This window comes from Bordetella genomosp. 5 (assembly GCF_002261475.1).
Taxonomy (GTDB): domain Bacteria; phylum Pseudomonadota; class Gammaproteobacteria; order Burkholderiales; family Burkholderiaceae_B; genus Bordetella.
This window is the reverse complement of the sequence record NZ_NEVN01000004.1, coordinates 239,775-259,364: the sequence shown is the minus strand read 5'-3', so window position 1 is coordinate 259,364 and position 19,590 is coordinate 239,775. Positions and strand designations below refer to the sequence as shown.

The following is a 19,590-nucleotide window of genomic DNA, read 5'->3' as shown; positions in this document are numbered from 1 at the left end:
GGGTACGTGGCACCGAATCGCAGGCAGGCCACAGGCGACTACGCTGGCGAGTCCGCGCGCGTGGGATGGCCAGGCCGGGCGCGCGGCCTCATTCGAAAGCTGACGCCCATCCGATTGATCGCATTCATCGCCGCAATGGTCAACGTGAGATCCACCAGCTCCTTTTCGGAAAAGGCCTCGGCGGCAGCCCGATATGCCTGGTCGGAAGCATGCGTCTCGGACACTCGCGTCACCTCTTCTGTCCAAGCCAGAGCCGACAGCTCCTGCGCCGAGAACAAGTGAGCGACCTCCTCCCACACCGGAATAAGCACGATCGTCTCGATGTCCATCCCGGCTTTGAGCAGATCGCGCGTGTGGATATCGATGCAGTGCGCACACCCGTTGATTTGCGACACACGCAGAAAGACCAGGTGAACGAGGCGTTCCGGCAGACCTGTGCTTGTCGTGACGTAGTGATGAAGAGCCGCGACGGCCTTGGCTCCTTCGGGCGAGACCGCAAACCAGTTTGCGCGCTGCATGACTTCAATTCCTTTTCTGAGAGTCGAATCCACCGGCGAGCTGCGAGTGCGCCCTCCGGCAACGGTTCGGCGTGAATACGCGTAGGCATTCACGGCAATCGTTATTCTGGGATTCACACCGGCCCGCTTCCAGGTACAAAAGTGGACATCTCGGCTAGGCCATGACGAATTGAAGTGCTCAACACCTGTATACGTGGGCGGCAAACTACGTGGGCGGCAAACGCAAAAAAGCCCCTGAGTCGATGACTGAGGGGCTTTTCATTTTGCCGTGCTTGGCAGCACTTGCAGGTATTTGGTAGGCGGTATTGGAATCGAACCAACGACCTCCACGATGTCAACGTGGCGCTCTAACCATCTGAGCTAACCGCCTGCAATTCGCTTCAGGGCGCACCCTGAATCAACCTTCAGCATCACTGCCGGGGTTGCTGTCGATCCGCTTGGCTCAGCTGTTTTGCTGTGTGCTTGCGTTCGTGCAGCGAAGAAAAAAGATTATATAGAGGTTTTTTAAAGCGTGCAACTCAATGGCACTTTTTTTTGGCGTGACGCCCAAATTATTTGACGTCGGCCTGGCGCACGGCGCGCAGGAATGCCTCGACCTTGTCGGCGGACTTCTGGCCCGGCGCGGACTCGACGCCGCTGCTCACGTCGACAGCCCAGGGCCGCACGGCCGCGATCGCGTCGCCCACGTTGTCCGCGGTGAGCCCGCCCGCCAGCACCAGCGGCCGCGCTTGCGGGTCGGCCTGCACGCCAGCGAGCAGCCCGTAGTCGAAGCCATGGCCACTGCCACCGAAGCCCGCGCTATGGCTGTCGTAGAGCCAGGCGGCCGCGTCACGGAAGGTACCGCTCTGCGCGGCGACCGCTGCCGCGGTGTCCAGGCTCGGCGCACCCGCGCGAAACGCGCGCATGTAGCGGTGATCGAAGCTCGCGCAGAACTCGTGCGACTCGTCGCCGTGGAACTGGAGCAGGTCGGGACCGACCTCGTCGAGCACCACCCTCACCTCGTCGGGCTGAGGATTGACGAACAGGGCCACCACATCGACAAACGCCGGCACTTCGCGGCGCAGTTGCGCCGCCAGTGCCGGCGTGACATGCCGTTTGCTCTGCGGAAAGAAGATGAAGCCGATCGCGTCGGCACCCGCGCTGGCCGCCTGAACGATGTCGGCAGCACGGGTGAGACCACAAATCTTGACGCGAGTACGCATGGCTTCAGTTAGGGCAAAAAATGGGATTACTTGAATGCGGCGCTCGGGTCGGCGTCGTCATTACTATATATGTTAGTCCCATAACCGCCCTCGGCTTCGATCTTGATCGTCGACGGGTCGATCTTCGACTGTTCACCCTTGTAGTGCATCACCATGCCCGGGAAGATCATGACCGCGGCGACCATGACCAGCTGGATCACGATGAACGGCACCGAACCCCAGTAGATCTGGCCCGTCGTGACAGGCTGGATCAGCTTGCCCGTGACCTTGTCCTTGTAGGGATCCTTGGGCGCGACCGAGCGCAGATAGAACAGCGCAAAGCCGAATGGCGGATGCATGAACGAGGTCTGCATGTTCACGGCCAGGATGATGCCGAACCAGATCAGGTCGATCCCCATCTTGTCGGCCACCGGGCCGAGCAGCGGCACGATGATGAACGCCAGCTCGAAGAAGTCGAGGAAGAACGCGAGCAGGAAGGTCATCACGCTGACCACGATCAGGAAGCCCCATTCGCCACCCGGCAGACCGATCAGCAGATGCTCGACCCAGAGGTCGCCGTTCACGCCGCGGAAGGTCAGACCGAACACGGTCGAGCCCACCAGGATGAACACCACGAAGCACGACAGCTTGGTCGTGGTGTCCATGGCCTGCTTCATCAGGTCGAGCGTGAGACGGCGACGGATCAGGGCCATGATGATGGCGCCGACCGCACCCATGGCGCCGCCTTCGGTTGGCGTTGCCACGCCGATGAAGATCGTGCCGAGCACCAGGAAGATCAGGAACAGCGGCGGGATCATCACGAACACCACGCGCTGCGCCAGCTGCGAGAGCAGGTTGAGCTTGAAGATCTTGTCGGCCGAAGCGACGACGAAGGCCACCACGCCCCACAGCAGCAGGCTGACCACGACCTTTTCGTCGACGGGCGCCGTGTCGTTCTCGATCCATTGACCCAGGAAGTACGCAGCCACGGTCGCGAAGATCATCAGCACGAGCAGCGAGCGACCGCCCCGCGAACCATTGGGCTCGCGATAGATGCGTGCCTCTTCGGGCAGCGCCGGCGCCGACGACGGCTTGATGAACGACATCAACACGATGTACAGGATGTACGAACCTGCCAGCAGGAAGCCGGGGATCATGGCCGCGCGGTACATGTCGCCGATCGAGCGGCCGAGCTGGTCGGCCAGAATGATCAGCACGAGCGACGGCGGAATGATCTGCGACAGCGTGCCTGACGCCGCGATCACGCCGCTGGCCAGCCTTCGGTCATACCCGTAGCGCAGCATGATGGGCAGCGAGATCAGGCCCATCGAAATGACGGAAGCCGACACCACGCCGGTCGTGGCCGCGAGCATGGCGCCCACGAACACCACCGCGATGGCGAGGCCGCCGCGCAGCGGACCGAACACCTGACCGATGGTCTCGAGCAGGTCTTCGGCCATGCCGGATCGCTCGAGCACCAGCCCCATGAGCGTGAAGAACGGCACCGCGAGCAGGGTGTCGTTGGAAATGATGCCGAATACACGCTGGGGCAACGCCTGGAACAGCGAGGAGTTGAGCAGGCCCAACTCCATGCCCACCAGGCCGTAAAGGATGCCGTTGGCGGCCAATGCGAACGCAACCGGGAAACCCAGCAGCAGGAACAGCACCAGCGTGGCGAACATGATCGGCGCCAGATTGGCGATGAAAAACTCCATGATCAGCGGCCTTGTTGGTTTTGTTGTTGGAGGGCCGCTTCGCGCTCGAGCGCTTCACGGGCGATCTCTTCGGCCAGCAGCTGTTCGGCGGTCTTGGCGTTTTCGCGGGCGATGGGATCCGGGCACAGGCCTCGCAGATAACCCACGCACTTGATCAGATGCGAAATGCCCGCAAGCACCAGCAGGCCGAAGCCGACCGGAATCATGAGCTTGACCGGCCAGCGGATGAGGCCGCCCGTGTTGGACGACTGCTCGTTGCTGACATACGAATCGACGAAAACCGGCCACGACAGATACATGATCAGCGTGCACGCCGGCAGCAGAAAGAACAGGACGCCGAAGATTTCGATCCAGATCTGCTTGTTGCGCGGCAGGCGCGACGACAGGATGTCGACGCGCACGTGTTCGTTTTTGAGCAGGGTGTAGCCGGCGGTCAGCAGGAACATCGCGCCGAACATGTACCACTGCAGTTCGAGCCAGGCGTTGGAGCTCGTATGGAAGACCTTGCGCACAATAGCGTTACCGGCACTGACCAGCACCACCAGCAAGGTCACCCAGGTCACGGCGCGTCCAACTCGCTGGTTCAGCGCGTCGATGACGCGCGACAAGGCGAGCAAAGCTTTCATGATGGGAGATTGGCAATGTTAGGTGTTGCGCCAGGGGTAAGCGCACACCGAATTCGACACGCGACCGCTTTGGGGTTGCCAGGTGCTGCCCGCGTGCTGGAGGTGGCCCCGCAGCACCGCTTTTGACAGTGTCCGCGCCGGGCAAAGCCCAGGATTTTAGCCTGTTAGCCTGCCCGACGCCTGAAACGGCCCGACGCGCCCGGATTACTTGCGGCCGATGGTACCCATGAAACCGTCGTAGCTGCCTTCAGCCACACGGAACCAGGGAATCTCGTTGTCGCGGAAGGCGACCATGCTCTCGTACAGCTGTTTGAACATGGGATCCTTGGCCGCGTACTCTTGATAGAGCTTCTGCGACTCGGCGTAGCACGCGTCCATGACGGCCTTCGGGAACGCCTTGAGCACCGCGCCGTCGGCCACCAGACGCCGCAGGGCGGCCGGGTTTTCGGCGTCGTACTTGGCGATCATGTCGTTGGTCGCGGCCGCCGAGGCCTGAGCCAGCACGGCCTGATAGCCCTTGGGCAGCTTGGCATAGGCGTCTTCGTTGACGTAGAGCGAGACCTGCAGCGTGCCTTCCCACCAGCCCGGGAAGTAGTAATTGCGCGCCACCTTATGAAAGCCGAGCTTTTCGTCGTCGTAGGGGCCGATCCACTCGGCGCCGTCGATGGTGCCCTTTTCGAGGGCGGGATAGATGTCGCCGCCCGCGATCTGCTGCGGCACGACGCCCAGGCGCGAGAGCACGGCGCCGGCGAATGCCGAGCAGCGGAACTTCAGGCCCTTGAGGTCGTCCACGGTCTTGATTTCATTGCGGAACCAGCCGCCCATCTGGGTGCCGGTGTAGCCGCAAGGGAAGTTGACGATCTTGTATTTCTTGAACATTTCACGGGTGAGCTTGAGCCCATCGCCGTGGCGCATCCAGGCGTTCATCTGGCGCGTGTTCAGACCGAACGGCACCGCGGCGTCGAAGCAGAGCGCCGGGTCCTTGCCGAAGTAATAGTAGGAGGCGGTGTGGCCGCATTCGATCGTGCCGTTTTGCACGCCATCGAGCACTTGCAGCGCCGGAACGATTTCGCCGGCGGGAAACGCGCGGATCTGGAACTTGCCGTCGGTGGCTTCGCGGACGTATTTGGCGAAGTTTTCGCCGCCGGAATAGATGGCATCGGCACTGCGGGGAAAGCTTGAAGCGAGGCGCCAGTTGAGCGTGGGGGCTTCCTGGGCGATGGCGGGGGCCGCGAGGGTAGCGCCCCCGGCAGCCGCGCCAAGCGCGGCCTTCTTGAGGAAGGAACGGCGTTGCATTGCTTGTCTCCAGTGTTTTGGACGGGCCTGACACATGCCAGCGCCCCGTGTGAGGACGCGATACTCCGATCGGCGCGGTAGCGTCTTCAGAGGTCTTTTTTCCGCGTGGCAATGATATCGGCGCAAGCCAGCCTTGCGTGCTGCTGATTACCCTTACTGCGCGCTGAAGTGTCCGAGAATGGCGTCGCTGCCATCCAAGCCGGGCAACGCGAACTCGTCCGGATAATCCACGGCGCTCAAATAGAGTCCGTCCGCCATGAAGGTGGGCGCGCCCCGCCTGCGGTCACGCGCGGCCAGCAACTGGCCCATCCACTCAACGGACTCGCGCCCCTGCCCCACCTGCAACAAGGCGCCGATCAGGTTGCGCACCATGTGGTGCAAGAACGCATTGGCCTGCAGCGTGAATACAACGAATTGACCGTACTCGGTGATATCCAGGCGCGTCATGGTGCGCACGGGATGCTTCGCCTGACACTGCGAGGAGCGGAAACTGGAGAAATCGTGCTCGCCCAGCAGCTGGGCGGCTCCGGCGCGCATGGCGTCGAGGTCCAGCGGCTGGAAGCACCAGCCGGCGCGGCCCGCCCACAGCGGCGGGCGCACGCGGCCGCGCCACAACAGGTAGTGATAGGTGCGGGCCCGAGCGGAAAACCTGGCGTGGAACGTCTCGGGCACGGTCTGCGCCCACAGCACCGCCACGGAGGGCGGCAGGAACGCATTGACGCCGCGCACCCAGGATTCGTCGCGGCGGTTCAGGGTGGTATCGAGGTGCACGACCTGCATGGCCGCGTGCACACCGGTGTCGGTGCGGCCAGCGCAAATGGTGGGGATCGGCGTGCCGGTGCCGGCAAACTGGCCAAGGGCGGCTTCGAGGCAGTCCTGCACGGTGATGCCGTGCGGCTGCGTCTGCCACCCTTGCCAGGCGGAGCCGTCGTACGACAGCCCCAAAGCAATACGGGTCATGAATCAGGTCCGGGTACTGCCCGGCCGCCGCTCGTCCGTCGGAGGTTGATCGAGGTCGAGGTTGATCTCGTTGAGCCTGCGGTTGAGCGCGGCTTCGTTCAGCGGCGCCGGTTCGGTGAAAGGTGTTTCTTCGTCGTCATCGCCGCGGCGCGTGCCTGCGCGGCGCAATGCCCAGGCGATGATGAACACGATGAGGGCCAGGAAGGCGGTCACGATCGCAAGCAGATTATCCGCCAGCCACGAGGGCATGCCGCTCGCGGAGTCCTTGGCTTTGGTGGATGCGGGCGCGTTGGGCACCACGATGGGCGAGCCTGCGCCAGCGGAAGAGCCGGATCCCGAAGCACTCGAACCCGAGCCACCACCGATCGCCGACGCCGTGTTGGCGCCAGCCGCGGCGCCCGTGCCTGCGGCGCCCTGGCCTGCTGCGCCTTGGCCTGCTGCGCCCGGACCTGCTGCACCCTGACCTGCTGCACCCTGGCCTGCCGCGCCCTGGCCTGCTGCGCCTTGGCCTGCTGCGCCCTGGCCTGCCGCGCCCTGACCTGCCGCGCCCTGACCTGCTGCGCCCTGGCCTGCTGCGCCCTGGCCTGCTGCGCCTTGGCCTGCCGCGCCTTGGCCTGCTGCGCCTTGGCCTGCCGCGCCTTGGCCTGCCGCGCCCTGGCCTGCTGTGCCTTGGCCTGCTGCGCCTTGGCCTGCTGCGCCCTGGCCTGCTGCGCCTTGGCCTGCTGCGCCCTGACCTGCCGCGCCCTGGCTTGCTGCGCCTTGGCCTGCTGCGCCCTGGCCTGCTGCGCCCTGGCCCGCTGCGCCCTGGCCTGCTGCGCCCTGGCCTGCTGCGCCCTGGCCTGCTGCGCCTTGGCCTGCTGCGCCCTGACCTGCCGCGCCCTGACCTGCTGCGCCTTGGCCTGCTGCGCCTTGGCCTGCTGCGCCCTGACCTGCTGCGCCTTGGCCCGCTGCGCCCTGGCCTGCAGCGCCCTGGCCAGACGACGTGTTGCCGCTGGCCTCGTTGAGTGCCTGCACGTTGGACTGCAAGGTGTCGACGCGTTGTTGAGCGTCGCTCAGCGCGCGGCCCTCGGACGTGCGGCTATCGGCAGCGGCGTCGCCCGGGTTGGCCGCGGCGCCGCCCGACAGACGCAGGCGGTCCTGATTGGGCGTGGCCTGGGCGTTGCCGCCCGTCTCGGGACCCGACACGCGGCCCGCGCTGGCCGGCGCGCCGCCGACGCGCGCGTCGACCGCGCTGCCGCCCAGACGGGCACGCCAGCGGGCATAGGCTTCGACCTGCTCAATATAGATACGGCGCGCTTCGGCCGGGTCGATGGCGCGCACGGTGGCGGCATCCGGCACGGCGAGCGTCTGCCCCGCGCGCACGCGATTCATGTTGTTGTCGATGAACGCGTTCGGATTGGCACGCCACAGGGCGACCAACATCTGATAGATCGTGGCGTCGGGCACGGCGTTGCGCTGCGCGATGCCGTAGAGCGTATCGCCCGTGCGCACGCGAACATTGCCGCTGCTGGCGGACGCCGGCGCCTGGCCGGTGGTGGCGCGCTGGATCTCCGGCGTGGTGCGAGCCGGCACGAGAATGGTGACCTGCACCAGCCGCTCACCCGCGCTCGAGCGCAGATTGAGCAGCACGTCGACCGCGTCGCGCGCGGGCGGCTGATCGGCCGCCACGATGACCGTGCGCGATCCCCCGGTGCCGGGCTCGACACGCAAACGCAGGCTGGACAACGGAGCGGGCGGCGTCAGGCCGGCGGCCTGCCACGCAGTCGCGGGCGCGAGCGTGACCTGCAGGCTGGATTCTTCGTCGGGCGTGAGCTCGAGCACCGGCACGCTGACCTGTAGCGGCGCCCCGGGCGCGGAAACGACACGCGCGTGCCCCAGACGAGCGGCGTGCGCCCCGGAGACGGCGCTCGCCCCCATCGCCAGCGCGACCGCCCACGCGAGGGCGCGATGGCGGGAGACAGGGGGCAACTGGCGCGAAGACGAACTCATATCGTGTTATTCCGTGTCCTGGGCCCGGGAGAGCGCGTCGGGGACGCGGTTGTCACCGGGCTGCTTAGCGTGCGAAAAGTGTAATGGATCGGCCCAGATTCATAAACAACTCATATGGGCGACGCTCCCGTCTCCGGTGGAATGGCCCCACGCGAGACGTACAGATATGAAGAAGGCACCCGCAGGTGCCTTCTTTTGCCATGCAAACCGCGTGCTCAGGCCTCGGCCAGCGCGATGCGCAGCATGCGGCGCAGCGGCTCGGCCGCGCCCCACAGCAGCTGGTCGCCCACGGTAAAGGCGCTCAGATATTCCGGACCCATGCTCAGCTTGCGCATGCGGCCGACGGGGATGTCGAGCGTGCCCGTCACGGCGACCGGCGTCAGGGCGTTGACGGTGGCTTCCTTGGTGTTGGGAACGACCTTGGCCCACTGCGTGCCGCTGGCGATGATGTCTTCGATCTCGTCGAGCGGGACATCGCGCTTGAGCTTGATCGTGAGAGCCTGGCTATGGCAGCGCATCGCGCCGATGCGCACGCACAGACCATCGATCGGGGTGGCGGGCGTGCCGAAGGCCTCGCCGCGACCGAGGATCTTGTTGGTCTCGACGCCGGCCTTCCACTCTTCGCGGGTCATGCCGTTGCCCAGGTCCTTGTCGATCCAGGGGATCAGGTTGCCGCCCAGCGGAACACCGAAATGCTCTTGCGGCAGGCTGGCGTCTTTTTGCTTGGCCAGCACGCCACGGTCGATCTCGAGAATGGCGGAGGCCGGATCATCGAGCAAGCCCTTGACGGCGCCGTTGAGCTCGCCGAACTGGGTCAGCAGCTCGCGCATATGCTGCGCGCCGCCTCCCGAGGCGGCCTGGTAGGTCATGGAGGTCATCCAGTCGACCAGGTCGTTGTTGAACAGGCCGGCCAGGCCCATCAGCATGCAGCTGACGGTGCAGTTGCCGCCGATGAAGTTGCGCACGCCGCGCTTGAGCGCGGCATCGATCACCGGACGGTTGACCGGGTCGAGCACGATGATGGCGTCGTCGGCCATGCGCAGCGTGCTCGCCGCGTCGATCCAGATGCCCTTCCAGCCCGCGGCGCGCAGCTTCGGATACACCTCGGTGGTGTAGTCGCCGCCTTGCGCAGTCAGAATAATCGGCAGTTTTTTGAGGGCTTCGATGTCGTATGCATCTTGCAGCGCGCCAGCGCCTTCGGCCCATTTGGGCGCGGCACCACCGGCATTGCTGGTGGAGAAGAATACGGGTTCGATGAGTGCGAAGTCGTTTTCGTCACGCATGCGCTGCATGAGTACCGAACCGACCATACCGCGCCAACCGACGAGGCCTACTGCTTGCGTCATTTCTGGGCTCTTAAGTTAGGGTCTGAATGTGAAGTAATAATCCTGTCCAATTTATCAGAATGCGCGCAGCCTTGCTGCGGTGCACCGTAAAAAAAGAGGGACGATTTGCATAAAACGGCCACCTGTCGCGTACTCACGACGGGTGGCCGCGGGAAAAGCAGACAGATCAGGCAAGCGCCTTGAGCACGGCGTCGCCCATTTCGGCGGTCGAGACCTTGGTCGTACCGGCTTCGTGGATGTCGGCGGTACGCAGACCATCGGCTAGCACCTTGCGCACGGCGGCTTCGATGCGATCGGCCTGCGGGGCCAGATCCAGCGAATAACGCAGCAGCATCGCGGCCGACAGAATGGTGGCCAGCGGATTGGCGATGCCCTTGCCCGCGATGTCGGGCGCCGAGCCGTGGCTGGGTTCGTAGAGACCCTGGCCCGAGGCATTGAGCGAGGCCGAGGGCAGCATGCCGATCGAGCCCGTGAGCATGGCGGCTTCGTCGGACAGGATGTCGCCGAACAGATTACCGGTGACGATCACGTCGAACTGGCGCGGGTTGCGCACGAGCTGCATGGCGGCATTGTCGACATACATGTGCGACAGCTCGACGTCCGGGTATTCGCGGCTCACCTCGATGACCAGGTCGCGCCAGAACTGCGAGGTCTCGAGGACGTTGGCCTTGTCGACGCTGCACAGCTTCTTGTTGCGCTTGCGGGCCGATTCGAAGCCGATGCGCGCGATGCGGCGCACTTCGGTTTCGGCGTAGCGCATCGTGTCGTAGCCTTCGCGTTCGCCGGCAAAGCTGCCGTCGGGCGCATTGCGCACGCCGCGCGGGGTGCCGAAATAGATGTCGCCGGTGAGCTCGCGGATGATCAGCAGATCGAGACCCGACACGATCTCGGGCTTGAGCGACGATGCGCTGGCGAGCTCGGGGTACAGAATGGCCGGACGCAGGTTCGCGAACAGGCCCAGCGCCTTGCGCAGACCCAGAATCGCCTGCTCGGGACGGAACTCACGCGGCAGCGTGTCGTATTTCCAGTCGCCCACGGCGCCGAACAGCACGGCGGCGGAGCTCTTGGCGAGATCGAGCGTGGCAGGCGGCAGCGGATGTTCGAACTTGTCGAAGGCGGCGCCGCCCACGGGGGCCTCGCGCAGGTCGAACGACACGTCGAGCGCCTTGAGCACGCGCACGGCCTGTTCGACGATTTCGGGGCCGATCCCGTCGCCGGGGAGCACTGCGATCTGATGAGTCATGGAATCAATTCCTGGAAATCAGTATGAAAGACCGGCGCCGCGACACGCGGCGCCGGCCGGAATGCGACACCGGCCTCAGGCGACCGGACGGCTTTCGAGCCAGGGGTGACGCGCGAGGCGTTCGGCCTCGAACGCACGGATCTTGTCGGACTGGCGCAGGGTCAGGCCGATGTCGTCGAAACCGTTGAGCAGGCAATACTTGCGGAACGGTTCGATGTCGAAGCCCATGCTGTCGCCACCGGGCGTGGTCACGACCTGACGATCGAGGTCGACCTTGAGCTTGTAGTTGGGGAACGCCCGCACTTCATCGAACAGGCGCGCCACTTCGAGCTCGGTCAGCACGATGGGCAGCAGGCCGTTCTTGAAGCTGTTGTTGAAGAAAATGTCGGCATACGACGGCGCAATGATCGCGCGAAAGCCGTATTGCGTAAGCGCCCACGGGGCGTGCTCGCGGCTCGAGCCGCAGCCGAAATTCTTGCGGGCCAGCAGGATCGAGGCACCCTGATAGCGCGGCTGGTTCAGCACGAAGTCTGGGTTGAGCGGACGCTTGCTGTTGTCCATGCCGGGTTCGCCGTGGTCCAGATAACGGAGCTCGTCGAACAGATTGGGACCGAAGCCCGTGCGCTTGATCGACTTGAGAAACTGCTTCGGAATGATCAGGTCGGTGTCGACGTTTTCGCGATCGAGCGGCGCAACCAGGCCTTCGTGAGTGGTGAATGCTTGCATGTGAGGCTCTCGCTTAACGATAGGTGCGGACGTCGACAAAATGACCGGCGCAGGCGGCGGCGGCCGCCATGGCGGGGCTCACCAGGTGCGTGCGGCCACCCTGGCCCTGACGGCCTTCGAAGTTGCGGTTCGAGGTGGAGGCACAACGCTCGCCGGGCTCGAGACGATCGGCGTTCATGGCCAGACACATCGAGCAGCCCGGCTCGCGCCACTCGAAACCGGCTTCGATGAAAATCTTGTCGAGGCCTTCGCGCTCGGCCTGCTGCTTGACCAGACCGGAGCCCGGCACGACCATCGCCTGGCGCACATTGGCGGCCACACGCTTGCCACGCGCGACCGCGGCGGCGGCGCGCAGATCTTCGATGCGGGAATTGGTACAGGATCCGATGAAGACCCGGTCGATGCGAATGTCAACCAGCGGGGTGTTGGGCTTGAGGCCCATGTAGTCGAGCGCGCGCTCCATGCCGCTGCGGCGCACATCGTCTTTTTCACGGTCGGGATCGGGCACGCGGCCATCGACCGGCAGCACCATCTCGGGCGACGTGCCCCAAGTGACCTGCGGCTTGATATCGCGCGCTTCGACGTTGATCACGCGGTCGAACTTGGCGCCCGGCTCGGAGTGCAGGGTGCGCCAGTAGGAGACGGCCTGGTCCCAGAGCACGCCCACGGGCGAGAACGGACGGCCACGGAAGTATTCGATCGTCTTGTCGTCGACGGCGACCATGCCCGAGCGCGCACCGGCTTCGATGGCCATGTTGCAGACCGTCATGCGGCCTTCCATGGACAGACCACGGATGGCGCTACCGGCGAACTCGATGGCGTGACCGGTACCGCCCGCGGTGCCGATGATGCCGATGATGTGCAGGACCACGTCTTTGGCGGTGCAGCCGAAGGGCAGTTCGCCTTCGACGTTGATCAGCATGCTCTTGGCCTTCTTCATCAGCAGCGTCTGCGTGGCGAGCACATGCTCGACCTCGGAGGTGCCGATGCCGAAAGCCAGCGCGCCCATGGCGCCGTGCGTGCTGGTGTGCGAGTCGCCGCAAACCACGGTCATGCCGGGGAGCGTCGCGCCCTGCTCCGGGCCGATGACGTGCACGATGCCCTGACGCAGGTCATTCATGCGGAATTCGGTGATGCCGTACTTATCGCAGTTGGCGTCGAGCGTGTCGACCTGCAGCTTGGAAATCGGATCATCGATACCGCGGGCGCGGTTGATGGTGGGCACGTTGTGGTCGGCGACCGCCAGGTTGGCGCTGGTGCGCCACGGCTTGCGGCCGGCGATGGCCAGCCCCTCGAAGGCCTGCGGGCTCGTGACCTCATGCAGCAGGTGCCGGTCGATATAGAGCAGACAGGTACCGTCGGATTCCTGGTGGACGACGTGGGCGTCCCAGAGTTTGTCGTACAGAGATTGGGCCATGAAAGCGCTCTAAGTGGGGTCGATCCGCCTCGTGCCCCGGCGAGCGCCGGGAGGCGCTCCATGCCGGGCAACTGCGGCATCCGCGAATTATGCCCACGCGCCCAACCTAGTACAACCCAACCACTAATACTAGTACTGCTACTACCCGCTTCGTGACGACCGTTGAGTCGACAGGCGTCTCATCATGATTAAAAAATATTCTCAAACGTAACGGTTTTCTAAACAGAAAGTTACTCAATCAAGTTGTAGACACAAAACAGCCATTTATATATCTTTTAGTTTCGAATTATCCCCATTGAATGAAAAACAATGCGACTTAATACGCATTAATACGGGATAGTCGGGCACACTGCTTACACTCGCTCGACTTAGGAGACGGCTGACGATGTTGCGCGGATGTGTGTATTTGTTTCGTCTTAGCTCGCGCAGCCACGCCGGCGCGTATGCGCGCGAGGGGGCGTCGGGCGGTGCCTCGAATCGTGGCGTGATGTCCCTCGCCGCGCGCGTGCCCGGCTACCTTGCCGCCGCACTTTTCGGCCGCTGGCCATGGTGTACGGCGGCCCTGGCCCTGGCCGTGCCGACCGTCTACGCTCAGCCCGCCGCCACGCCGCCGGCGCCGCAACAAGTGGCGCCCGCCCCGGGCCTCGCGCCCGACAATGGCCTGTCTCTGCAGCAGGTGGTCGAGCGCACGCTGCTCACCAATCCGGAGATCCAGGCGCGCTATCACGATTTTCAGTCGGCGCTCGAAGGCCAGACCGTCGCGCGCGGCGCGTATTTTCCGCAAGTTAATGCCCAGGGTTATTACGGGCGCGAGTTTCGGCGCGGTGTGCCCGACGAAGGCAATCAGAATTGGAGCCGCCCCGGATATAACGTCGAACTGCGCCAGCTGATATTCGATGGCTTTCGCACGCGCAACGACGTGAAGCAGGCCGGCTTTGACAAGCTGGCGCGTTTTTATGACCTGCTCGCCACCAGCGACAGCACCGCGGTCGAGGCGGTCCAGGCGTATATCGACCTGCAACGCTACCGCGCCATGGAGTCGCTCGCGCGCCAGAATTACGCGCTGCATCAGAGCACGCTGGGCCAGATCGACGAACGGACCGAATCCGGCGTGGGCCGCCGGGTGGACCAGGAGCAGGCCGGCGGGCGCCTCGCGCTCGCGCAGACCAATCTGATGACCGAGAGCGCCAACCTGCTCGACGTGCAGCAGCGTTTCCAGCGCATTACGGGCATCGTGCCGCCCGAGGTGCTGCTGCCGGCGCCCGACATTTCGTCGCGCCTGCCGGATTCGCCCAAGGATTTCAACGATTCGCTGCGCCGCAACCCCAGCTTTTTGTCGAAGCAGGCCAGCATGCAGGCCGCACAGGCGGGCGTGGACGCGTCGCGCGGTACCTTCGCGCCGAAGTTCGAGTTCGTGGCCACCACGGGGCAAGACCAGAACGAACCGACCGCGCAATACAAAGATGTGAAGAGCTCCAGCGTGCAGGTGGTGATGAGCTACAACCTGTACCGCGGCGGCGCCGACTCGGCCCGCGTGCGGCAGACGGCGGCCCAATCCTATGCCTCGCGCGACCTGCGCGACTACACCTGCCGCAACGTGCAGCAGGATCTGGCCGTGGCGTGGAACAACATTCGCCGGGTGCAGGCGCAGCTGCCCTTCCTGCGCGATCACGAGATCGCCACGTCGAAGGTGCGCGATGCCTATCGCGAGCAGTTCCAGATCGGGCAGCGCACGCTGCTCGACCTGTTGAACACCGAGAACGAACTGTTCGAGTCGCGCCGCGCGCTCGTGAACGCCGAATACGACCTGCAGATCGCGCAGTACCGCTGGCTGGGCTTGTCCCATGCCCTGCTGCCGGCGCTGTCGCTGCGCCCGGCGCGCGACGAGATGCCGGAAGAGAACGGCAAGCTGGCGATTTCGGACGACGTGATCAAGCTGTGCAATTCGCTCGTTCCGGACTCGGCGCGCCTGCAGCCCGTGAAGGTCAAATACAACGAAGGAACCTTGCCGCCCACGCTCACGCCGCTGACCAGCAGCGCGCCGGCGAGCGGCCAGGATGCCACCCTGTCCCGTCCATGACGGCTCGGGCAAAGGAGCTCGCATGCCCAACCAGGAAGAAGGCTTTTCGCAGCTCGACGCGGACTTCGTGCGCGTGCTTGAGGATTTGATCGACGCCTTGATCGCCAACGGCACCCTGCGCCTGACCGATCTGCCGCCGCGGGCCCAGCTCAAGCTGACGCAGCGCAAGCAGCAGCGCCGGCGCCTTGCCGAACATCTGGATCTGCTGGACGACGAAGATGGACCAATTCTCTGAAAAACCGGCGCGCGAATGGCGCGGTGACGCCAAGTCGGCCCATGACGATCCGCTCATGGACTGTCTGGTGGAGATCACGCGACTACACGGCGTGACCACCACGCCGCAGGCCCTTTCGGCGGGCCTGCCGCTCGAAGACCACCGCCTTACCCCCGCCCTGCTGCCCCGCGCCGCGGCGCGCGCACAACTGGCCGCCCGCGTGGTCAAGCGCTCGCTCGACAGTATTTCGCAAGACCTGCTGCCCGCCATTCTGCTGCTGCGTGGCGAGAAGGCGTGCCTGCTGCTCAAGCGCGAGGGCGATCTTTATCTGGTCAGCCATCCCGAACTGGGCGGCAGCTCCATGGAAATGGACGGCGCGGCGCTGGCCGAGCAGTACACCGGCCTGGTGTGCTTCGTGCGGCCGCAGTTCCGCTTCGATGCCCGCGCCCCCGAGGTGGCCAAGGTCCGCGAACGTCATTGGTTCTGGGCGGCCATCATGGAGAACCGCCGGCTGTATCGCGACGCGCTGATCGCCGCGCTGCTGATCAACGTGTTTGCCATGGCCATGCCGCTCTTCACGATGAACGTGTATGACCGGGTGGTGCCCAACAACGCCGTCGAAACGCTCTGGGTCCTTGCCATCGGCATCGGGCTGGTGATTCTGTTCAACCTGATCCTGAGTACCGCGCGGGCCCATGTGGTCGACAGCGCGAGCAAGCGGGTGGACGTGCGGCTTTCGGCCCAGATCATGGAGCGCGTGCTCGACCTGCGCATGGAGGGCAAGCCGGTGTCGGTGGGCTCGTTTGCCGCCAACCTGCGCTCGTTCGAATCGATCCGCGACTTCATCGCCTCCGCCAGCATCACGACCCTGGTCGACCTGCCCTTCATCGTGCTGTTTCTGGCGGCGCTGGCCTGGATTTCGCCGTGGATGCTGTTGCCACCGGTGGTGGCCATCGTGCTGATCCTGCTGGTGTCGCTCGCGGCGCAGGCGCGGATGGAAGCGCTGACGATGTCGAGCTTTCAGGCGACGTCGCAACGCAACGCCACCCTGGTCGAAGCGCTCGCCGGCATGGAGACCGTGAAGACGCTCAATGCGCAGGGCGCGATCCAGCGCAACTGGGAGCGTTCGACCGAGTTCATCGCGCAGACGGGCGGCAAACTGAAGCTGATTTCTTCCACCACCGTCGGCTTCGTGGCCGCGACCCAGCAACTGGTGTCGATCGCGGTGGTGATCATCGGCGTGTACCAGGCGAAGGAGTCGGCCATCTCGATGGGCGGCATCATCGCCGCGTCGATGATTGCCGGGCGCTGCCTGGCTCCGCTGGGCCAGATCGCCGGCCTGCTGATGCAGTTTCAGAACGCCCGCACCTCGCTCGCCTCGATCGACAACTATATGAAGCTGCCGATCGAGCGCCCGGCGGAGGCGGAGTTTCTGCACCGCCCGGTATTCCATGGCGCGATCGAGTTCCGGGACGTGACCTTCGCCTACCCGGGCGCCAAGCAGCCCGTGCTTAAGAAGGTGTCGTTCAAGCTCAAGCCCGGGGAGAAGGTCGCCATCATCGGGCGGATCGGCTCGGGCAAGACCACGCTCGAGAAGCTCGCGCTGTCGCTGTATCAGCCGACCGAAGGCGCCGTGCTGATCGACGGCGTGGACGTCCGCCAGATCGACCCTTCGGACCTGCGCCGCGCCATCGGCTATGTGCCGCAGGATCCCGTGCTTTTTTACGGCAGCCTCAAGCACAACCTGTCGATGGGCGCGCCGTATGCCGACGATGCGAGCATCCTGGCCGCGGCCGACCTGGCAGGCGTGACGGAGTTCGCCAATCTGCATCCGAACGGCTTCGACATGGTGATCGGCGAACGTGGGGATTCGCTCTCGGGCGGCCAGCGCCAGTCGGTCGCCGTGGCTCGCGCGCTGATCAACGATCCGCCGATCCTGCTGCTGGACGAGCCCAGCAGCAACATGGACAACCAGAGCGAAGCGCAACTGCGCCGCCGGCTGGTGGACGCGACCGCCAACAAGACCATCGTGCTGGTCACGCACCGCACCGCCCTGCTGGAGCTGGTGGATCGGCTGATCGTGATCGACAACGGGCATATCGTGGCCGACGGCCCGAAGGAGCAGGTCGTGGAAGCGCTGCGGCAGGGCCGCGTGGGACGGGGGAGCTGAGACAGCCATGCAGAAGAATCCTGGCGAAGACAACACCTCGTTCCTCGGCAAACTGTGGCGCGCGCCGCGCAATGCGTTCGTGCGGCTGTTCGACCGCATTCTGGATGGCAGCGAGAAAGGCAAGCCCGAGCAGCGCTCGGACTACGTCGGAAATGCCGAGTGGGTGATTCATCAGTCGCAGGCGCGCGGCTCGCGTGTGCTGCTGTGGGTGAGCCTGGTCGCCGTGGCCCTGCTGCTCGCCTGGGCGGCCTTCGGCTACATCGATGAAGTGGTGCGCGGCGAAGGCAAGGTCGTGCCGTCTCGGCAGGTGCAGGTGGTGCAGAGCCTGGACGGGGGCATCGTGCAGGAGATCCTGGTGCGCCCCGGGCAGGAGGTGGAGGCGGGCGAGGTGCTGTTGCGCGTCGACTCCACGCGATTCGCCTCGTCGCTGGGTGAAAACAACGCCGAGTATCTGTCATTGCTGGCCAAAGCGGCTCGGCTGCAGGCGCTGGCCACCGGCGAGCCGTTTGTGACGCCGGAGCGTGTCCTCAAAGAAGCGCCGGCCATCGGCGAGGCGGAGCGCAACGCCTGGCAGGCCCGCACGACGGAGCTGAACGCCACCGTCAACGTGGCCCGCGAACAGCTCAAGCAACGCCAGGAGGAGCTGCGCGAGACCATCGCCAAGCGCGATCAGGCCCAATCGAGCTGCGCCCTCACCTCGCGCGAGCTGCAGGTGACCCGGCCGCTGCTCAAGAGCGGCGCGGTGTCGGAGGTGGATCTGCTGCGCCTGCAACGCGACGTGGCCCGCTACTGCGGCGACCAGAAAGGCGCCGAAGCCCAGATCGACCGGATTCAGTCGTCGATCAAGGAAGCGCAGAGCAAGGTCGAAGAGTCGGAGCTGAACATCCGCAACCTGGCGCGCAGCGAGCTCTCGGAAACCAACACCAAGCTGGCGACGCTGCGCGAAGGCCAGCTGGCACTGGCGGATCGGGTGCGGCTGGCCGACGTGCGGGCGCCGGTGCGCGGCACGGTCAAGACGCTTTTCAACAACACGGTGGGCGGCGTGGTGCAGCCGGGCAAGGACATCATCGAGATCGTGCCCAAGGACGACACGCTGCTGCTCGAGGTGCGGATTCAGCCGCGAGATATCGGCTTCCTGCACCCCCAGCAGAAAGCCGAAGTGAAGTTCACGGCGTACGACTTCGCGATCTACGGCGGCCTGGAAGGCAAGGTCGAGCAGATCGGCGCCGACACCGTCACCGACGAAAAAGGAAATTCCTTCTACAACGTGCGCGTACGCACTGATCGCAGCACGGTAGGAGACAAGCTGTTGCCCATCATTCCCGGGATGGTCGCGGAGGTGCACATCCTGACCGGCAAGCGGACCGTGCTGCAGTATTTGCTGAAGCCCATCCTGCGCGCCCGGGAAAACGCCTTTACCGAACGCTGACCGGAGGGCCGAAGGAGTCGATATGCCTACCCCCGTCCTGTTGATCACGCACGACGACCTGCTGTGGCAGCACTGGCGCGAGCTCGACCCGGCACGCTGGGCGCCCGCCCGCGGCCGCACGCTGTCCGAGCTGTCGCGCTGGCGCGACCAGGGCCGCAGCCTGGCAGTGCTGGACACCGACCTGCCCCGCCTGCCGGCCTGGAAAGACATGTCATGGGCGGGGACCCTGGCCGGCCTGCAGCTCGTGGTCGCCAGCCCCAACCCCAACGACGAGCAGGGCACGCAGGCGCTCGGCGCGGGCGCGCTCGGCTATTGCCACGGCTACGCCCCGACGCGTTCGCTGGCCCAGGTGCTCGACGTGGTGAGTTCGGGCGGCACCTGGATGGGCCGTTCGCTGGTGCGGCGTCTGCTGCAACTGGTGAGCGAGCGTGGCCAGCGCTCGGCGGCCTGGACACGAGGGGTGCTGACCGAACGCGAGACCTCGGTGGCGCATCGCGCCGCCCACGGACAGGCCAACGCCCAGATCGCCGAGGCGCTGGGCATCACCGAGCGCACGGTCAAGGCTCATTTATCGGCCGCCTTCGAAAAGCTGGGCGTGAGCGACCGGCTGCAGCTGGCCCTGCTGGTGCACGGCATCACCGCCCCTCAGACCGAACACGCAAAATAGGTGTTCAACCTGT

The 19,590-nt window shown here is 65.1% G+C and carries 16 protein-coding genes and 1 tRNA gene; 5 read left to right on the top strand and 12 right to left on the bottom strand.

What is annotated here, in order from left to right; genetic code table 11:
* Positions 1-38: 38 nt before the first annotated feature.
* From CEK29_RS07625 to leuC, 12 genes are all read right to left on the bottom strand, one after another.
* Positions 39-518 (bottom strand): carboxymuconolactone decarboxylase family protein, encoded by a 480-nt coding sequence (locus CEK29_RS07625; RefSeq protein ID WP_094857740.1) that lies wholly within the window; start codon positions 516-518, stop codon positions 39-41.
* Between the two features lie 293 nt (positions 519-811).
* Positions 812-888, bottom strand: a tRNA-Val gene (locus CEK29_RS07620).
* 181 nt (positions 889-1,069) lie between these two features.
* Positions 1,070-1,720, bottom strand: coding sequence for a phosphoribosylanthranilate isomerase (locus tag CEK29_RS07615; protein ID WP_094857739.1), 651 nt, complete (start codon positions 1,718-1,720; stop codon positions 1,070-1,072).
* A gap of 26 nt (positions 1,721-1,746) precedes the next feature.
* Entirely contained in the window at positions 1,747-3,414 is a 1,668-nt protein-coding gene (locus tag CEK29_RS07610; RefSeq protein WP_094857738.1) for a TRAP transporter large permease, read from the bottom strand.
* Between the two features lie 2 nt (positions 3,415-3,416).
* Complete coding sequence (locus CEK29_RS07605; RefSeq protein WP_094857737.1) at positions 3,417-4,040, bottom strand: TRAP transporter small permease subunit; 624 nt, start codon at positions 4,038-4,040, stop codon at positions 3,417-3,419.
* Between the two features lie 204 nt (positions 4,041-4,244).
* The gene (locus tag CEK29_RS07600; protein ID WP_094798980.1) at positions 4,245-5,336 is read right to left on the bottom strand and encodes a TRAP transporter substrate-binding protein; all 1,092 of its coding nucleotides are present in this window, start codon (positions 5,334-5,336) and stop codon (positions 4,245-4,247) included.
* Positions 5,337-5,489: 153 nt separating this feature from the next.
* Positions 5,490-6,296 (bottom strand): tRNA pseudouridine(38-40) synthase TruA, encoded by an 807-nt coding sequence (gene truA, locus CEK29_RS07595; RefSeq protein ID WP_094857736.1) that lies wholly within the window; start codon positions 6,294-6,296, stop codon positions 5,490-5,492.
* A 3-nt stretch (positions 6,297-6,299) separates the two neighbouring features.
* Positions 6,300-8,285 carry a type IV pilus assembly protein FimV gene (locus CEK29_RS07590; RefSeq protein ID WP_094857735.1) on the bottom strand — a complete coding sequence of 662 codons (1,986 nt, stop codon included), beginning with the start codon at positions 8,283-8,285 and terminating at the stop codon, positions 6,300-6,302.
* A 215-nt stretch (positions 8,286-8,500) separates the two neighbouring features.
* Complete coding sequence (gene asd / locus CEK29_RS07585; RefSeq protein ID WP_094798977.1) at positions 8,501-9,631, bottom strand: aspartate-semialdehyde dehydrogenase; 1,131 nt, start codon at positions 9,629-9,631, stop codon at positions 8,501-8,503.
* A gap of 166 nt (positions 9,632-9,797) precedes the next feature.
* Positions 9,798-10,874, bottom strand: coding sequence for a 3-isopropylmalate dehydrogenase (leuB, locus tag CEK29_RS07580; RefSeq protein WP_094857734.1), 1,077 nt, complete (start codon positions 10,872-10,874; stop codon positions 9,798-9,800).
* Between the two features lie 75 nt (positions 10,875-10,949).
* Entirely contained in the window at positions 10,950-11,600 is a 651-nt protein-coding gene (leuD, locus tag CEK29_RS07575) for a 3-isopropylmalate dehydratase small subunit (RefSeq protein ID WP_094798975.1), read from the bottom strand.
* 13 nt (positions 11,601-11,613) lie between these two features.
* The gene (leuC, locus tag CEK29_RS07570) at positions 11,614-13,017 is read right to left on the bottom strand and encodes a 3-isopropylmalate dehydratase large subunit (protein WP_094798974.1); all 1,404 of its coding nucleotides are present in this window, start codon (positions 13,015-13,017) and stop codon (positions 11,614-11,616) included.
* Between the two features lie 487 nt (positions 13,018-13,504).
* On the opposite strand from leuC, the gene CEK29_RS07565 reads away from it, so the two are divergent.
* From CEK29_RS07565 to CEK29_RS07545, 5 genes are read left to right on the top strand one after another with little or no spacing between them, the layout of a single operon-like run.
* On the top strand, positions 13,505-15,097 hold the full coding sequence (locus CEK29_RS07565; protein ID WP_094857992.1) for a TolC family outer membrane protein: 1,593 nt from the start codon (positions 13,505-13,507) through the stop codon (positions 15,095-15,097).
* 22 nt (positions 15,098-15,119) lie between these two features.
* Positions 15,120-15,332, top strand: a complete 213-nt coding sequence (locus CEK29_RS07560) for a hypothetical protein (RefSeq protein WP_094798972.1) — start codon at positions 15,120-15,122, stop codon at positions 15,330-15,332.
* Positions 15,316-17,481, top strand: coding sequence for a type I secretion system permease/ATPase (locus CEK29_RS07555; protein WP_094798971.1), 2,166 nt, complete (start codon positions 15,316-15,318; stop codon positions 17,479-17,481). Before CEK29_RS07560 ends, CEK29_RS07555 begins: the two co-directional genes overlap by 17 nt.
* A 7-nt stretch (positions 17,482-17,488) precedes the next feature.
* The gene (locus tag CEK29_RS07550; protein ID WP_094857733.1) at positions 17,489-18,910 is read left to right on the top strand and encodes an HlyD family type I secretion periplasmic adaptor subunit; all 1,422 of its coding nucleotides are present in this window, start codon (positions 17,489-17,491) and stop codon (positions 18,908-18,910) included.
* Positions 18,911-18,932: 22 nt separating this feature from the next.
* Positions 18,933-19,577, top strand: coding sequence for a response regulator transcription factor (locus tag CEK29_RS07545; RefSeq protein ID WP_094857732.1), 645 nt, complete (start codon positions 18,933-18,935; stop codon positions 19,575-19,577).
* The last annotated feature ends 13 nt before the right edge of the window (positions 19,578-19,590 follow it).

What these genes read in the sequence shown, in the direction of transcription:
- CEK29_RS07610 (WP_094857738.1), bottom strand. Translation starts at nt 3,414, where the DNA reads ATGGAGTTTTTCATCGCCAATCTGGCGCCGATCATGTTCGCCACGCTG.
- leuC (WP_094798974.1), bottom strand. Translation starts at nt 13,017, where the DNA reads ATGGCCCAATCTCTGTACGACAAACTCTGGGACGCCCACGTCGTCCAC.
- asd (WP_094798977.1), bottom strand. Translation starts at nt 9,631, where the DNA reads ATGACGCAAGCAGTAGGCCTCGTCGGTTGGCGCGGTATGGTCGGTTCG.
- CEK29_RS07625 (WP_094857740.1), bottom strand. Translation starts at nt 518, where the DNA reads ATGCAGCGCGCAAACTGGTTTGCGGTCTCGCCCGAAGGAGCCAAGGCC.
- CEK29_RS07590 (WP_094857735.1), bottom strand. Translation starts at nt 8,285, where the DNA reads ATGAGTTCGTCTTCGCGCCAGTTGCCCCCTGTCTCCCGCCATCGCGCC.
- CEK29_RS07605 (WP_094857737.1), bottom strand. Translation starts at nt 4,040, where the DNA reads ATGAAAGCTTTGCTCGCCTTGTCGCGCGTCATCGACGCGCTGAACCAG.
- CEK29_RS07565 (WP_094857992.1), top strand. Translation starts at nt 13,505, where the DNA reads ATGTCCCTCGCCGCGCGCGTGCCCGGCTACCTTGCCGCCGCACTTTTC.
- CEK29_RS07550 (WP_094857733.1), top strand. Translation starts at nt 17,489, where the DNA reads ATGCAGAAGAATCCTGGCGAAGACAACACCTCGTTCCTCGGCAAACTG.
- leuB (WP_094857734.1), bottom strand. Translation starts at nt 10,874, where the DNA reads ATGACTCATCAGATCGCAGTGCTCCCCGGCGACGGGATCGGCCCCGAA.
- CEK29_RS07615 (WP_094857739.1), bottom strand. Translation starts at nt 1,720, where the DNA reads ATGCGTACTCGCGTCAAGATTTGTGGTCTCACCCGTGCTGCCGACATC.
- leuD (WP_094798975.1), bottom strand. Translation starts at nt 11,600, where the DNA reads ATGCAAGCATTCACCACTCACGAAGGCCTGGTTGCGCCGCTCGATCGC.
- CEK29_RS07560 (WP_094798972.1), top strand. Translation starts at nt 15,120, where the DNA reads ATGCCCAACCAGGAAGAAGGCTTTTCGCAGCTCGACGCGGACTTCGTG.
- truA (WP_094857736.1), bottom strand. Translation starts at nt 6,296, where the DNA reads ATGACCCGTATTGCTTTGGGGCTGTCGTACGACGGCTCCGCCTGGCAA.
- CEK29_RS07600 (WP_094798980.1), bottom strand. Translation starts at nt 5,336, where the DNA reads ATGCAACGCCGTTCCTTCCTCAAGAAGGCCGCGCTTGGCGCGGCTGCC.
- CEK29_RS07545 (WP_094857732.1), top strand. Translation starts at nt 18,933, where the DNA reads ATGCCTACCCCCGTCCTGTTGATCACGCACGACGACCTGCTGTGGCAG.
- CEK29_RS07555 (WP_094798971.1), top strand. Translation starts at nt 15,316, where the DNA reads ATGGACCAATTCTCTGAAAAACCGGCGCGCGAATGGCGCGGTGACGCC.